Source organism: Streptococcus taoyuanensis, from assembly GCF_029589235.1.
GTDB classification, from domain to species: Bacteria; Bacillota; Bacilli; order Lactobacillales; family Streptococcaceae; genus Streptococcus; species Streptococcus taoyuanensis.
Map to the genome: position 1 here is coordinate 122,148 of NZ_JARQVW010000003.1, position 13,061 is coordinate 135,208.

A 13,061-nucleotide genomic window follows, 5' to 3' on the forward strand; every position below is an offset into this window, starting at 1 on the left:
AAAAAGTGCCCAGCCTTTTCTTATAGTTTGAAACTATAGCTAGGTCTTGAAAATGGGAAAACCGCTCTCCTCATAATAGTGATAAAATAGTAAGCAGTTAGATTGAATGTTTATCGGAGGGCAATATGAGTAAAAAACGCAATATCAATACTATCTTGGCACAGGCAGGAATCAAGTCGGATAAAGCAACGGGAGCTTTGACGACTCCTTTGCATTTCTCTACGACTTACCAACACCCAGAATTTGGTCAGTCTACAGGTTTTGACTATACCCGTACGAAAAATCCAACACGCGCAACAGCTGAGAAAACTTTGGCAGCTATCGAAAGTGCAGACTATGCTTTGGCGACAAGCTCTGGAATGTCAGCTATTGTGCTTGCTTTTAGCATTTTCCCTGTTGGTTCAAAAGTCTTAGCCGTTCGTGACCTTTATGGAGGTTCTTTCCGCTGGTTTAACCAACAAGAGCAAGAAGGTCGTTTCTCTTTCACCTATGCCAATACGGAAGAAGAACTGATCCACCATCTAGATCATGGTCCGGTGGATGTCCTCTATATTGAAACACCAACCAATCCATTGATGTTGGAATTTGATATTGCTCATTTAGCCAAATTGGCCCATGCAAAAGGTGCCAAAGTCGTGGTGGACAATACCTTCTATAGCCCGATCTATCAACGCCCGATTGAAGAGGGAGCGGATATTGTTCTTCATTCAGCAACCAAGTACCTGGCTGGTCACAACGATGTCTTGGCTGGTGTTGTCGTGACAAATGATGCAGACTTGTATGACAAACTCTTTTACAATTTGAACACGACAGGTGCTGTTCTTTCCCCATTTGACAGCTATCTGCTGATCCGTGGTCTCAAAACGCTCTCTATCCGGATGGAGCGCTCCACAGAGAATGCTCGCAAGGTGGTCGAGTTTTTGAAAACCTCCCCTCAGGTCAAAGAAGTCCTCTACACTGGAAAAGGTGGAATGGTCTCCTTTAAAATTCAAGATGAGAAAAAAATTCCTAACTTGTTGAATTCCCTTCAAGTCTTTACCTTTGCAGAAAGCCTTGGCGGAGTTGAAAGTTTGATCACTTATCCTACCACCCAAACTCACGCGGACATTCCTGCAGAAGTTCGTCATTCATACGGTTTGACAGATGATCTTCTTCGGTTGTCCATCGGAATCGAAGATGCGGATGATTTGATTGAAGATTTGAAACAAGCATTGGAGGCTTAAGATGACCAAATATGATTTCACGACTTTACCGAATCGCTTGACCCACCATACCTACAAATGGAAAGAAACAGAGACCGATCCAGAAATCATTCCAGCTTGGATCGCGGACATGGATTTTAATGTCATTCCAGAAGTACGAGAAGCTGTTATCGGCTATGCAGACCAAATGGTCTATGGCTACACCTATGCATCGGATAGCCTCTACCAGTCTATCCTTGATTGGGAAAAAGAAGAGCATGGCTATTCCTTTGACAAGGAAGCTATCGTCTTTATCGAAGGCGTTGTTCCAGCTATTTCAACAGCTATTCAAGCCTTCACCAAGGAAGGGGATGCTGTCTTAATCAATACACCGGTCTATCCTCCATTTGCCCGAAGTGTCAAACTCAATCGTCGAAAATTGATCGAAAATTCATTAGTTGAAAAGGATGGTCTTTTCCAAATTGATTTTGATCAGCTGGAAAAAGATATTGTGGAGCAAGAGGTTAAACTCTATGTTTTGTGTAATCCGCACAATCCTGGAGGCCGTGTATGGGATTGTGAAGTCTTGGAAAAAATCGGCCACCTTTGTCAAAAACATGGTGTCCTTCTCGTTTCAGATGAGATCCACCAAGATTTGGCCTTGTTTGGCCACCGTCATACCAGTTTTAACACGGTTGATCCAAGCTTTAAAGATTTCAGTTTGATCTTAACTAGTGCTACCAAGACTTTCAATATTGCAGGAACAAAAAATTCCTATGTGGTCATTGAAAATCCAAAACTTCGTACAGCTTTTAAACAACGGCAATTGGCTAATAATCAACATGAAATCTCAGGCTTAGGGTATATTGCTACAGAAGCGGCTTATCGTCATGGCAAGCCTTGGTTGACAGAGCTCAAGCAAGTCTTTGAAAAACACATTGACTATGTCGTAGATGAATTGCATGAAAACACTAAAATCCGTGTCATGAAGCCCCAAGGAACCTATCTTCTTTGGTTGGACTTTTCAGCCTATCCTTATAGCGATGATGAGCTGCATGCTAAAATCCATGACCAAGCCAAATTGATTTTGAACCGTGGAACAGATTTTGGAAAAGAAGGAAACTTGCATGCCCGCCTCAATGTGGCAGCTCCCTTCACCCTCATTGAAGAAATTACCAAACGTTTGGTGGAAACTTTTCACAAATAAGTGTTGACTTTCTGTAAGTGAAGGAGTACAATAAACTCGAAATACGGTAGGTGAGGCTACCACAAGGATACGGATGACTACCGCAAAGCAGTGGAGACACTACTCGTTGGTCAACAGTCCTGATCGCAAAGGTCAAGACTAAGCTCATTTCATTGCCTTGTGGAGCTAAAGCTTGGACGGTCAGTTTTTTGAGAGTTTTGATTGAAAAATAAATGACGAGTTTCATGAGTCCTACCGATCGAGGGTAGGACTCTTTTTTATGCCTTACCAAGAAAAGAGAAAGGAGAGAGCTATGATACAAATCGACGATCATCCCGAACCGCACCGAACCAGCCAATCGCTGATTTGTGTCGTAGGGACTCCAAAAGTGATTGGCTCCTGATTGAAAAAGGAGATACCAATGCAAACAAATAAAGAAAGACTCATTGCTGCCCTTCAAGAACCACTTGAAAGCACCTTTGCCGACTACAAAACCAGTGCCCTTGGTTTAGTTGACGATCAAGTAGAAGAAAACCGCGATATTTATGGCGAAAATGTCATCACAAAAGGTCAAGAAGATTCCATGATCAAAAAGATCTATGAATCGATTATCAATCCTTTTACGGTGATTTTGTTGGTCATTGCGCTGGTTTCCTTCATCACTAATGTCTGGCTAGCAAAACCAGGTGAACAGGATCCAACGACCTCTATCATCATTGTGATCTTGGTCTTGATCTCAGGTGGGATCCGCTTCATTCAAGAATTGCGGAGTGATAAAGCTGCCAGCAACCTATCACGTATGATAGTCAATACAGCGACCGTTCTGCGTGATGGGTCGGAACAAGAAATTCCGATCAATGAAATCGTCGTAGGAGATGTGATCAAACTGAGTGCTGGCGACATGATCCCAGCAGATGTGGTCTTGATTGATTCCCGTGACTTCTTTGTCCAACAATCTGGTCTCACAGGGGAAAGTGATGCTGTTGAAAAGGTTTGTCTCAGAAAAGCCGACAGTCAGAATCTAGATAGTCTCTTGGAGAGTGAAAGCTTGGCCTTTATGGGAACCAATGTCATCTCCGGACGGGCGACAGCCTTGGTCTTGGTCGTGGGGGATGAAACCATGATGGGCGCTATTGAGCAAACCATCAACACCTATGACGAACCAACCTCATTTGAGAGAGAAATGAATACCATCTCTTGGCTTTTGATTCGGCTCATGTTAGTGATGGTGCCCGTTGTCTTTGTGATCAATGGCCTCACAGATGGTGACTGGTTAGAAGCGGGTGTCTTTGCCCTCAGCGTTGGGGTTGGTTTGACTCCGGAAATGTTGCCGATGATTATTACAGCGAGTCTTGCTAAGGGCTCCATCATCATGGCCAAGGAAAAAGTCGTTATCAAAAAACTCAATGCCATCCAAGACCTTGGGGCTATTGATATTTTGTGTACAGATAAGACAGGTACCTTGACCCAAGATGAAATCGTTTTGGAGTATCCACTTGATATCCATGGCGAATTGGATCTATCAGTTCTTCGTCGGGCTTACTTGAATTCCTATTTCCAAACCGGGCTAAAAAATTTGATGGACCGAGCGATTATCAATCGGACCCAGAAAGAAGCCAAGAAACATGAGATTGTTCGCGATCTGGATCAAACCTTCCATAAGATTGATGAATTGCCCTTTGATTTTGAACGTCGTCGCATGAGTGTCATTGTCAAAGACGAAGACGGTGTGGTCAGCATGGTGACCAAGGGTGCCTTGGAAGAAATGCTTTCTGTATCGACTTATGTTGAGTACAAGGGAGAGATTAAACGCCTGACAGATGAAGTCCGTCAAGAGGTCCTCGCTGAAGTTGCTCAATTAAATGAACAAGGTCTTCGTGTTTTAGGCGTCAGCTACAAAACCGACTTGGACGAAAATGACATCTTTAGTGTTGAAGATGAACGAGACATGATCCTAACTGGTTACCTTGCCTTTCTTGATCCACCAAAACCTTCTGCAGCTCCAGCAATCAAAGCTCTTGCAGAATATGGGGTAACCACCAAGATCTTAACTGGGGACAATGAAAAGGTCACCCAAGCTGTCTGTGAAAAAGTAGGACTAGATGTAGAGCGGATTCTTTTGGGAAGCGAAATCGATACGATGACTGACCAAGAGTTAGCACAAGTTGTGGAAACAACAACGGTTTTTGCCAAATTATCACCAGATCAAAAAGCGCGGATCATCCTCTGCCTCAAGAACAATGGCCACAAGGTGGGTTACATGGGAGATGGGATCAACGATGCTCCATCCATGAAGGTCTCAGACGTTGGGATCTCTGTGGATACTGCTGTTGATATCGCCAAAGAAACGGCAGATGTCATCCTTCTGGATAAGGACTTGATGGTCCTTGAAAAAGGTTTGGTTGAAGGCCGCAAGGTCTATGCCAATATGACCAAGTACATCAAGATGACGGTCTCTTCTAACTTCGGGAACATCTTCTCTCTGCTCTTTGCAAGCATCTTTTTGCCTTTCCTTCCAATGGCTCCTGTTCATTTGATTGTGCTCAATCTTATCTATGATCTTTCTTGTATCGCCCTTCCTTTTGACAATGTCGACAAGGAATTCCTCAAGAAACCTCGTATCTGGGAAGCAAACTCCATCATGCGTTTTATGGCCTGGATTGGTCCAATTTCATCAGTATTTGATATTATTACCTACATGCTTCTTTACTTCCTTGTTGTTCCTATGATTTTAGGTCATGGCTACAACCATGGAGCAGCAGATGCAGCAGCCTTTATCATGGTGTTCCAAACCGGATGGTTTATCGAATCTATGTGGTCTCAAACCATGGTTATTCATATGTTGCGTTCACCAAAACTGCCATTTATCCAAAGTCGTCCAGCCTTCTCAGTCGTGGTGACGACCCTAGCAGCAGCCTTCTTTGTAACCTCCCTTCCATATAGTCCTTTGGCTTCTATCTTGAAGTTGAGCCAACTAAATGGATTGTACTTTGTTCTATTGTTTGCCATTATCGTCCTCTATATGCTGAGTGTGACGGTTGTCAAACGTATCTATATTAAGAAATACAAAGAATGGTTGTAATTGATTGATAGAAAGAGTGAGTCCGAACTTAAAAAATTAAGTGTAAGGGCTCTCTTTTTTTTGTAAAATTTGGTATAATAAGAAGAATGTAAAGTTGGAAATGAAGATTTCCATGTGCTGTGAGTATCAAAGAGGGACTGAAAGAAAGAGCAGAGCTTGACTCCACTTTTATCATAGCTCTTTTTTGAATAACAGCTTAGAAAGAAGGATCTCAAAATGGGAAAATTAGAAGTTATTACACATCCACTGATTCAACACAAATTGTCTATTCTTCGTCGTACAGATACCTCTACGAAGGCCTTTCGTGAATTGGTAGATGAAATTGCTATGTTGATGGGCTACGAAGTGTTGCGTGAATTGCCTCTTGAGGATGTTGAAATTGAAACTCCTATTACCAAAACCGTTCAAAAACAAATCGCAGGTAAGAAATTGGCTATTGTCCCAATTCTTCGTGCAGGGATTGGGATGGTTGATGGTCTCTTGAGTTTGGTACCAGCTGCTAAGGTTGGCCATATCGGGATGTACCGTGATGAAGAAACCTTGAAACCAGTTGAATACTTGGTGAAATTGCCAGAAGATATTGATCAACGTCGTATCTTTGTAGTAGACCCGATGCTTGCTACGGGTGGATCCGCTATTCTAGCGATTGATTCCTTAAAAAAACGTGGCGCTAGCCATATTAAATTTGTCTGCCTTGTATCAGCGCCAGAAGGGGTGAAAGCTCTTCAAGAAGCTCACCCAGATGTTGATATCTTTACAGCAGCCCTCGATGATCATTTGAATGAACATGGCTACATTGTTCCTGGTCTTGGAGATGCGGGTGACCGTTTATTCGGTACCAAATAAGAAACCATTTATGATTCGTCCGAAAGGTGCTTAAGATTTGACCTTTTTTGACCATTGGTTTATAATAGCACATATACTTTGAACCTCACGAATCGTGAGAATGAATGGATACTAAAGGAGAAGAATAGATGATTCCAGTAGTTATTGAACAAACCAGTCGTGGAGAACGTTCTTACGATATTTATTCCCGTCTGTTGAAAGATCGAATTATCATGGTAACAGGACCAGTTGAGGACCAAATGGCTAACTCCATTATCGCTCAATTGCTCTTCTTGGATGCCCAAGATAATACAAAAGATATCTATATGTATATCAATACCCCAGGTGGCTCTGTCTCAGCAGGTCTTGCCATTGTAGATACTATGAACTTTATCAAGTCAGATGTCCAAACCATTGTCATGGGGATGGCAGCTTCTATGGGAACTATTATCGCTTCAAGCGGTGCGAAGGGCAAACGCTTCATGTTGCCAAATGCCGAGTACATGATTCACCAACCAATGGGTGGTACTGGTGGTGGTACCCAACAAACCGATATGGCCATTGCAGCAGAACACTTGCTCAAAACACGGAATAACTTGGAAAAAATCCTTGCGGAAAATTCAGGTCAACCGATCGAAAAAGTGCATGCTGATGCTGAACGTGACAATTGGATGAGCGCACAAGAAACACTTGAATATGGCTTTATTGATGAAATCATGGCCAATAATAAATTGGGCTAAACCATTCTATGGGAAGGTCTGTCAAGAGGCTGGGACAAAAGTCCTAGCCTCTCAATTATTTTTGGATTGTCGAGCAAAACGCAGTGGTTGAGTGGGCTCTACTACGCTGATTTCATCAGCTTTTACAGCCCTACTCAACTGTGCGGAGGTGGGACGACGAAATCGAATTCTAACGAATTATCGATTTCTGTCCCACTCTCTTTTTTGCTCTCATAAAAGAGTAGTTCTTTTTCTTGAAATTTGATATACTAGTAACAGAACGAGAAAGGGATTGACCATGTTTGAGAAACAAGAAAGAACAGGCTTAATTGTTAAATTGTATTACAATCGAGACGGGAAAAAATTACAATCTGTCGGAGATGTCTTGTACCATTCTAAGAAATGCCGTTATGTCCAATTGTATGTGGACAGTGACAAGGCGGATCAAGTCATGGAAGACTTAAAGAAAGAACGTTATGTCAAAAAAGTCTTGCCTTGCCATCTCAAAGATTTAGATACAGATTTTGTGGGGAGTTTGCAACGATTGGAGACCCTATCTGTGGTCACAGAAGGTTAGAAAACGCAATCATTTGATGGATTGCGTTTTTTTTATTGACAATTGTCAGATAATTCGGTATATTCTTAATGTATTTAATTTAAGATTCATTTAAGGAGATCATTACAAATGAAGAAAAAATTTGCTCTTTCATTTTTAACCATTGCAAGTGTCGCTCTTCTTGCTGCTTGTGGTGAAGTTTCTACTTCAGGTTCAAACACAACTGGTAACGAAATCGGCAAAGAACTAAAAGTCGGTTTTAACTTTGAAAAAACTGGTGAAGTAGCAGCCTACGGTAGCGCTGAACAAAAAGGTGCTCAATTAGCCGTTGATGAAATCAACGCTAAGGGTGGAGCTGACGGTAAGAAGATCGTTGTCACAGATAAAGATAACAAATCTGAAACAGCTGAAGCAGCTACTATTACAACAAACCTTGTGACCCAATCAAAAGTGAACGCTCTTGTAGGACCTGCAACTTCAGGGGCTACTGCAGCAGCCGTTGCCAATGCTGGTAAAGCAGGTGTGCCATTGGTTACACCATCTGCAACTCAAGATGATTTGACAAAAGGTCAAGATTACCTTTTCCGTGCAACCTTCATCGATAGCTTCCAAGGAAAAATCATTGCTAAATACACAACGGATAACTTGAAAGCGAAGAAAGTCGTTCTTTACTACGATAACTCATCTGACTATGCTAAAGGGATTGCTGAAGCCTTCAAGAAATCTTACAAAGGTGAAATCGTAGCAACAGAAACATTCCAATCTAAGGATACAGACTTCCAAGCTGCCCTTACAAAAATCAAAGATAAAGACTTCGATGCGATTGTTCTTCCAGGTTACTACACTGAAACTGGTAAGATCGTAAACCAAGCGCGTGGTATGGGAATCAAACAACCAATCATTGGTGGTGATGGATTTAGCGATGCTAAATTCGTTGAACAAGCAACGCCTGCTGCAGCTACAGACATCTACTACGTAGCTGGATTCTCTACTGAAGGTGAAATGACTGATAAAGCCAAGAAATTCGTAGAAGCCTACAAAGCGAAATACAACGAAGAACCTTCAATGTTTGCAGCTTTGGCTTACGATTCAGTTTACATGGTTGCTGAAGCATCTAAAGGTGCTAAGAACTCTGTTGAATTGAAAGACAACCTTGCCAAGTTGAAAGACTTGGAAGGTGTAACTGGTACAATGTCAATCGACAAGAACCACAATCCGGTTAAATCAGCTCTGATGATTGGCTTGAATGAAGGTAAAGTTAAATCTGTTGAGTCTGTTAAACCTTAATTATCATTTGTTGTTTGTACAAGAGGCTGGGAGAATGAAAATTCCTGGCCTCGCTCTTTATTGTTAGAAAGGATGGTTCAAATGCTCCAGCAATTAGTGAACGGTCTAATCTTGGGAAGTGTTTATGCGCTCTTGGCCCTTGGTTATACCATGGTGTATGGAATTATCAAATTGATCAACTTTGCCCATGGGGATATCTACATGGTAGGTGCCTTTATGGGATATTTCTTATTGAACTCATTGAAAGTGAACTTCTTTGTAGCCTTGCTTCTAGCTATGGTTGGAACAGCTATTTTAGGAGTTGTGATTGAATACCTGGCTTATCGTCCGCTTCGTCATTCGACTCGGATTGCAGCCTTGATCACAGCCATCGGGGTTTCCTTCTTGCTTGAATATGGGATGGTCTTCTTTGTAGGGGCCAATACCCGTTCCTTCCCGCAAGTCATTGAAACTGTTCGTTACAACTTTGGTCCCATTTCAATCTCCAACATTCAGTTGATGATCTTGGGAGTGTCTATTTTCTTGATGGTCGCTCTTCAATTTATTATCCAAAAGACAAAGATGGGGAAAGCTATGCGTGCCGTTTCTGTCGATAGTGATGCTGCTCAATTGATGGGGATTAACGTAAACCGGACCATCAGCTTTACCTTTGCTTTAGGATCAGCCTTGGCAGGTGCTGGTGGTGTTTTGATCGGTTTGTATTACAACTCGATCGAGCCTTTGATGGGGATGACACCAGGGATCAAAGCCTTTGTCGCAGCCGTTCTTGGAGGAATCGGAATCATTCCAGGTGCTGCCCTAGGTGGATTTGTCATCGGTTTGTTGGAAACCTTCGCTACAGCGATCGGTCTTTCAGACTTCCGTGATGCCATTGTGTATGCCATCTTGATTGTGATCTTGCTCATCCGTCCAGCAGGTATCCTCGGTAAAAATGTGAAAGAGAAGGTGTAAGCCATGAAACAAAATTTAAAAGTGAATTTAGTCTGGCTTGGTCTTTTGGTCGCAGGTTTTGCCTTGATCCAAGTCTTGGTTGCAGCGGGTGTGCTCAACCTCTTCTATATCCAAATTTTAGAACAAATCGGGATTAACATTATCCTGGCAGTTGGCTTGAACCTCATTGTTGGTTTCTCAGGTCAATTCTCACTCGGACATGCCGGATTTATGGCGATTGGTGCCTATTCTGCAGCCATTCTCGGTTCCAAATCACCAACCTACGGTGCTTTCTTTGGCGCTATGGTTTTAGGTGCTTTGATTGCTGGTGTCGTTGCCTTGATCGTTGGGGTTCCAACCCTTCGTTTGAAAGGGGACTACCTCGCAATTGCAACACTTGGTGTTTCTGAAATTATCCGGATCTTGATCGTCAATGGTGGTACTCTAACAAATGGTGCCGCTGGTATCCTTGGTTTGCCAGCCTTTACAACTTGGCAATTGGTTTACCTCTTTGTCGTGATTACAACGATCTTTACGATTAACTTCTTACGTAGTCCAATTGGACGCTCTACCCTTTCTGTTCGTGAAGATGAAATCGCAGCAGAATCTGTTGGGATCAATACGACCAAAGTCAAAGTCATTGCCTTTGTATTTGGTGCGATCACAGCGGCGATTGCTGGATCTCTCCAAGCTGGCTTTATCGGCTCTGTTGTTCCTAAAGATTACTCTTTCACCAATACCATTAATGTCTTGATCATTGTCGTATTTGGTGGTTTGGGATCAATGTCAGGAACAGTTGTGGCAGCCATCGTCTTGGGTATCTTGAATATGGTGCTTCAAGACTTCTCAAGTGTACGTATGATCATTTACTCATTGGCTTTGATTCTCGTGATGATCTTCCGTCCAGGTGGTCTTCTTGGAACATGGGAATTCAGCTTGAAAAAACTACTCTCAAAAAAGGAGGCTAACTAATGGCACTTCTTGAAGTAAAAAATTTAACAAAAAACTTTGGTGGTTTGACAGCCGTTGGGGATGTGACCATGGAACTTAATGAAGGGGAATTGGTTGGTTTGATCGGACCCAACGGTGCCGGGAAAACAACCCTCTTCAACCTCCTAACAGGGGTATATGAACCAAGTGAAGGGACCATTACCTTAGATGGTCAGCTGCTAAATGGTAAAGCACCTTATAAAATCGCTGCAGGTGGTCTGGGACGTACTTTCCAAAATATTCGTCTCTTTAAAGATTTGAGCGTTTTGGACAATGTCTTGATTGCCTTTGCTAATCACCACAAACCACATGTCTTTGCGAGTCTTTTCCGCTTGCCAAGCTATTACAAGAATGAAGAAGCTTTGAAAGCGAAAGCCCTTGAATTGTTAGCGATTTTTGGTTTGGAAAAAGAAGCAGATACCTTGGCTAAAAACTTGGCTTACGGACAACAACGTCACTTGGAGATTGTTCGTGCCCTTGCGACAGAGCCAAAGATCCTCTTCTTGGATGAACCTGCGGCAGGGATGAACCCTCAAGAAACAGCAGAATTGACCCAACTGATCCGTCGCATTCAAAAAGAATTCAATATTACGATCATGCTGATCGAGCACGATATGAGTTTAGTTATGGAAGTAACGGAACGGATTTATGTATTGGAATATGGCCGCTTGATTGCTCATGGAACGCCAGATGAAATCAAGAACAACAAACGTGTAATCGAAGCCTATCTAGGAGGTGAAGCCTAATGTCTATGTTAAAAGTTGAAAATCTTTCTGTACACTATGGCATGATCCAGGCTGTCCGTGATGTCAGTTTCGAGGTAAATGAAGGGGAAGTTGTTTCTCTTATCGGTGCTAACGGTGCTGGGAAAACATCTATTCTTCGTACCATTTCAGGTTTGGTGCGTCCAAGTGCTGGGAAAATCGAGTTTTTGGGTCAGGAGATTCAAAAGGTTCCTGCTCAAAAGATTGTAGCAGCAGGACTCTCTCAAGTTCCAGAAGGCCGTCATGTCTTTCCGGGCTTAACTGTTATGGAAAACTTGGAGATGGGCGCTTTCTTGAAGAAAGATCGAGAAGAAAATCAAGCTAACTTGAAGAAAGTCTTCTCCCGTTTCCCGCGTTTGGAAGAACGGAAGAACCAAGATGCAGCTACCCTATCTGGTGGGGAACAACAAATGCTAGCAATGGGTCGTGCACTTATGTCGACGCCAAAACTCTTGCTTCTGGATGAACCTTCTATGGGATTGGCTCCAATCTTTATCCAAGAAATCTTTGATATCATCCAAGATATCCAAAAACAAGGGACAACTGTTCTCTTGATCGAGCAAAATGCCAACAAGGCCCTTGCCATCGCAGACCGCGGTTATGTTTTGGAAACAGGGAAAGTCGTTCTTACCGGAACAGGAAAAGAACTCTTAGCTTCAGAAGAAGTCCGCAAGGCTTATTTGGGTGGGTAAGATTTCTAAAGTTCACTAGAATATTAAAAAGAAAGGTCTTGAAGACCTTTCTTTTTTCATCTCTCTTGTTTGATTTTTCTAAATTTTGAAAACAAGAGAAAACTGCTGAAAGCGTTTGAAATCATTCTTAAAATCAAGTATAATAAAACTAATAAAAGTATAGGAGAACTTGTTATGGCTGTTAAAGATTTTATGACACGTAAAGTGGTTTACATTAGTCCAGATACTACAATTGCCCACGCGGCAGATTTGATGCGGGAACAAGGTTTGCACCGTTTGCCAGTCATTGAAAATGATAAATTGGTTGGTTTGGTGACAGAAGGTACGATTGCAGAAGCAAGTCCATCTAAAGCAACAAGCTTGTCTATTTTCGAGATGAACTATCTGTTGAACAAGACCAAGGTCAAAGATGTCATGCTTCGCGATGTCATTACCGTCTCTAAATTTGCGAGCTTAGAAGATGCGACCTACCTCATGTATAAGAACAAGGTGGGAATTCTTCCAGTCGTGGACAATGACCAAGTATCCGGTGTCATCACAGACCGTGATATTTTCCGTGCTTTCCTTGAAGTATCCGGTTATGGAGAAGAAGGAGTTCGTGTTCGCTTTGTGACAGAAGATAAGGTTGGCGTTCTAGAACAAATCATTCACTTGATTGTAGAAGAAGGGTATAACATCGCAAATACAGTCAATATCCCAACAAAAGACGATCGTGTGGTTATCGAAGTCCAAATTGATGGGGTGACAGATCTAGAAGGAATCCGTAGTAAATTTGAAGCCAACGGTTTGAAAGTCGATGAAATCACTCGAACAACCGCAAAAGCTATTTAATAAAAAAATCAGGCTGGA

At 42.3% G+C, this 13,061-nt stretch carries 12 protein-coding genes and 1 riboswitch; all 12 genes read left to right on the plus strand.

What is annotated here, in order from left to right; genetic code table 11:
• Positions 1 to 125: 125 nt before the first annotated feature.
• The 12 genes from P5Y91_RS04040 to P5Y91_RS04095 all read left to right on the plus strand — a co-directional run bounded on the left by P5Y91_RS04040 (position 126) and on the right by P5Y91_RS04095 (position 13,043).
• On the plus strand, positions 126 to 1,223 hold the full coding sequence (locus P5Y91_RS04040; RefSeq protein ID WP_070595297.1) for a cystathionine gamma-synthase: 1,098 nt from the start codon (positions 126 to 128) through the stop codon (positions 1,221 to 1,223).
• A 1-nt stretch (position 1,224) separates the two neighbouring features.
• Positions 1,225 to 2,388, plus strand: a complete 1,164-nt coding sequence (locus P5Y91_RS04045) for a MalY/PatB family protein (protein WP_277839020.1) — start codon at positions 1,225 to 1,227, stop codon at positions 2,386 to 2,388.
• A gap of 35 nt (positions 2,389 to 2,423) precedes the next feature.
• Positions 2,424 to 2,581, plus strand: a riboswitch (M-box (ykoK) riboswitch).
• A 207-nt stretch (positions 2,582 to 2,788) separates the two neighbouring features.
• The gene (gene mgtA, locus P5Y91_RS04050) at positions 2,789 to 5,449 is read left to right on the plus strand and encodes a magnesium-translocating P-type ATPase (protein ID WP_070675056.1); all 2,661 of its coding nucleotides are present in this window, start codon (positions 2,789 to 2,791) and stop codon (positions 5,447 to 5,449) included.
• 216 nt (positions 5,450 to 5,665) lie between these two features.
• Positions 5,666 to 6,295 (plus strand): uracil phosphoribosyltransferase, encoded by a 630-nt coding sequence (upp, locus tag P5Y91_RS04055; protein WP_003005574.1) that lies wholly within the window; start codon positions 5,666 to 5,668, stop codon positions 6,293 to 6,295.
• A gap of 128 nt (positions 6,296 to 6,423) precedes the next feature.
• Positions 6,424 to 7,014 carry an ATP-dependent Clp protease proteolytic subunit gene (locus P5Y91_RS04060; protein ID WP_070662483.1) on the plus strand — a complete coding sequence of 197 codons (591 nt, stop codon included), beginning with the start codon at positions 6,424 to 6,426 and terminating at the stop codon, positions 7,012 to 7,014.
• A 277-nt stretch (positions 7,015 to 7,291) separates the two neighbouring features.
• Positions 7,292 to 7,570 (plus strand): DUF2129 domain-containing protein, encoded by a 279-nt coding sequence (locus tag P5Y91_RS04065; RefSeq protein WP_070675052.1) that lies wholly within the window; start codon positions 7,292 to 7,294, stop codon positions 7,568 to 7,570.
• A 108-nt stretch (positions 7,571 to 7,678) separates the two neighbouring features.
• A complete protein-coding gene (locus P5Y91_RS04070) occupies positions 7,679 to 8,836 on the plus strand; it encodes an ABC transporter substrate-binding protein (protein ID WP_214259472.1) in 1,158 nt (385 codons plus the stop codon).
• Between the two features lie 81 nt (positions 8,837 to 8,917).
• On the plus strand, positions 8,918 to 9,787 hold the full coding sequence (locus P5Y91_RS04075) for a branched-chain amino acid ABC transporter permease (protein WP_009731472.1): 870 nt from the start codon (positions 8,918 to 8,920) through the stop codon (positions 9,785 to 9,787).
• A gap of 3 nt (positions 9,788 to 9,790) precedes the next feature.
• On the plus strand, positions 9,791 to 10,738 hold the full coding sequence (locus P5Y91_RS04080) for a branched-chain amino acid ABC transporter permease (protein ID WP_003008278.1): 948 nt from the start codon (positions 9,791 to 9,793) through the stop codon (positions 10,736 to 10,738).
• Complete coding sequence (locus tag P5Y91_RS04085; protein WP_049491216.1) at positions 10,738 to 11,502, plus strand: ABC transporter ATP-binding protein; 765 nt, start codon at positions 10,738 to 10,740, stop codon at positions 11,500 to 11,502. Before P5Y91_RS04080 ends, P5Y91_RS04085 begins: the two co-directional genes overlap by 1 nt.
• Complete coding sequence (locus P5Y91_RS04090; RefSeq protein WP_003005434.1) at positions 11,502 to 12,212, plus strand: ABC transporter ATP-binding protein; 711 nt, start codon at positions 11,502 to 11,504, stop codon at positions 12,210 to 12,212. Before P5Y91_RS04085 ends, P5Y91_RS04090 begins: the two co-directional genes overlap by 1 nt.
• Before the next feature lie 174 nt (positions 12,213 to 12,386).
• Positions 12,387 to 13,043: a CBS domain-containing protein gene (locus P5Y91_RS04095; protein WP_003005183.1), complete on the plus strand. Its 657-nt coding sequence runs from the start codon at positions 12,387 to 12,389 to the stop codon at positions 13,041 to 13,043.
• The last annotated feature ends 18 nt before the right edge of the window (positions 13,044 to 13,061 follow it).

What these genes read in the sequence shown, in the direction of transcription:
- P5Y91_RS04040 (WP_070595297.1), top strand. Translation starts at nt 126, where the DNA reads ATGAGTAAAAAACGCAATATCAATACTATCTTGGCACAGGCAGGAATC.
- P5Y91_RS04045 (WP_277839020.1), top strand. Translation starts at nt 1,225, where the DNA reads ATGACCAAATATGATTTCACGACTTTACCGAATCGCTTGACCCACCAT.
- mgtA (WP_070675056.1), top strand. Translation starts at nt 2,789, where the DNA reads ATGCAAACAAATAAAGAAAGACTCATTGCTGCCCTTCAAGAACCACTT.
- upp (WP_003005574.1), top strand. Translation starts at nt 5,666, where the DNA reads ATGGGAAAATTAGAAGTTATTACACATCCACTGATTCAACACAAATTG.
- P5Y91_RS04060 (WP_070662483.1), top strand. Translation starts at nt 6,424, where the DNA reads ATGATTCCAGTAGTTATTGAACAAACCAGTCGTGGAGAACGTTCTTAC.
- P5Y91_RS04065 (WP_070675052.1), top strand. Translation starts at nt 7,292, where the DNA reads ATGTTTGAGAAACAAGAAAGAACAGGCTTAATTGTTAAATTGTATTAC.
- P5Y91_RS04070 (WP_214259472.1), top strand. Translation starts at nt 7,679, where the DNA reads ATGAAGAAAAAATTTGCTCTTTCATTTTTAACCATTGCAAGTGTCGCT.
- P5Y91_RS04075 (WP_009731472.1), top strand. Translation starts at nt 8,918, where the DNA reads ATGCTCCAGCAATTAGTGAACGGTCTAATCTTGGGAAGTGTTTATGCG.
- P5Y91_RS04080 (WP_003008278.1), top strand. Translation starts at nt 9,791, where the DNA reads ATGAAACAAAATTTAAAAGTGAATTTAGTCTGGCTTGGTCTTTTGGTC.
- P5Y91_RS04085 (WP_049491216.1), top strand. Translation starts at nt 10,738, where the DNA reads ATGGCACTTCTTGAAGTAAAAAATTTAACAAAAAACTTTGGTGGTTTG.
- P5Y91_RS04090 (WP_003005434.1), top strand. Translation starts at nt 11,502, where the DNA reads ATGTCTATGTTAAAAGTTGAAAATCTTTCTGTACACTATGGCATGATC.
- P5Y91_RS04095 (WP_003005183.1), top strand. Translation starts at nt 12,387, where the DNA reads ATGGCTGTTAAAGATTTTATGACACGTAAAGTGGTTTACATTAGTCCA.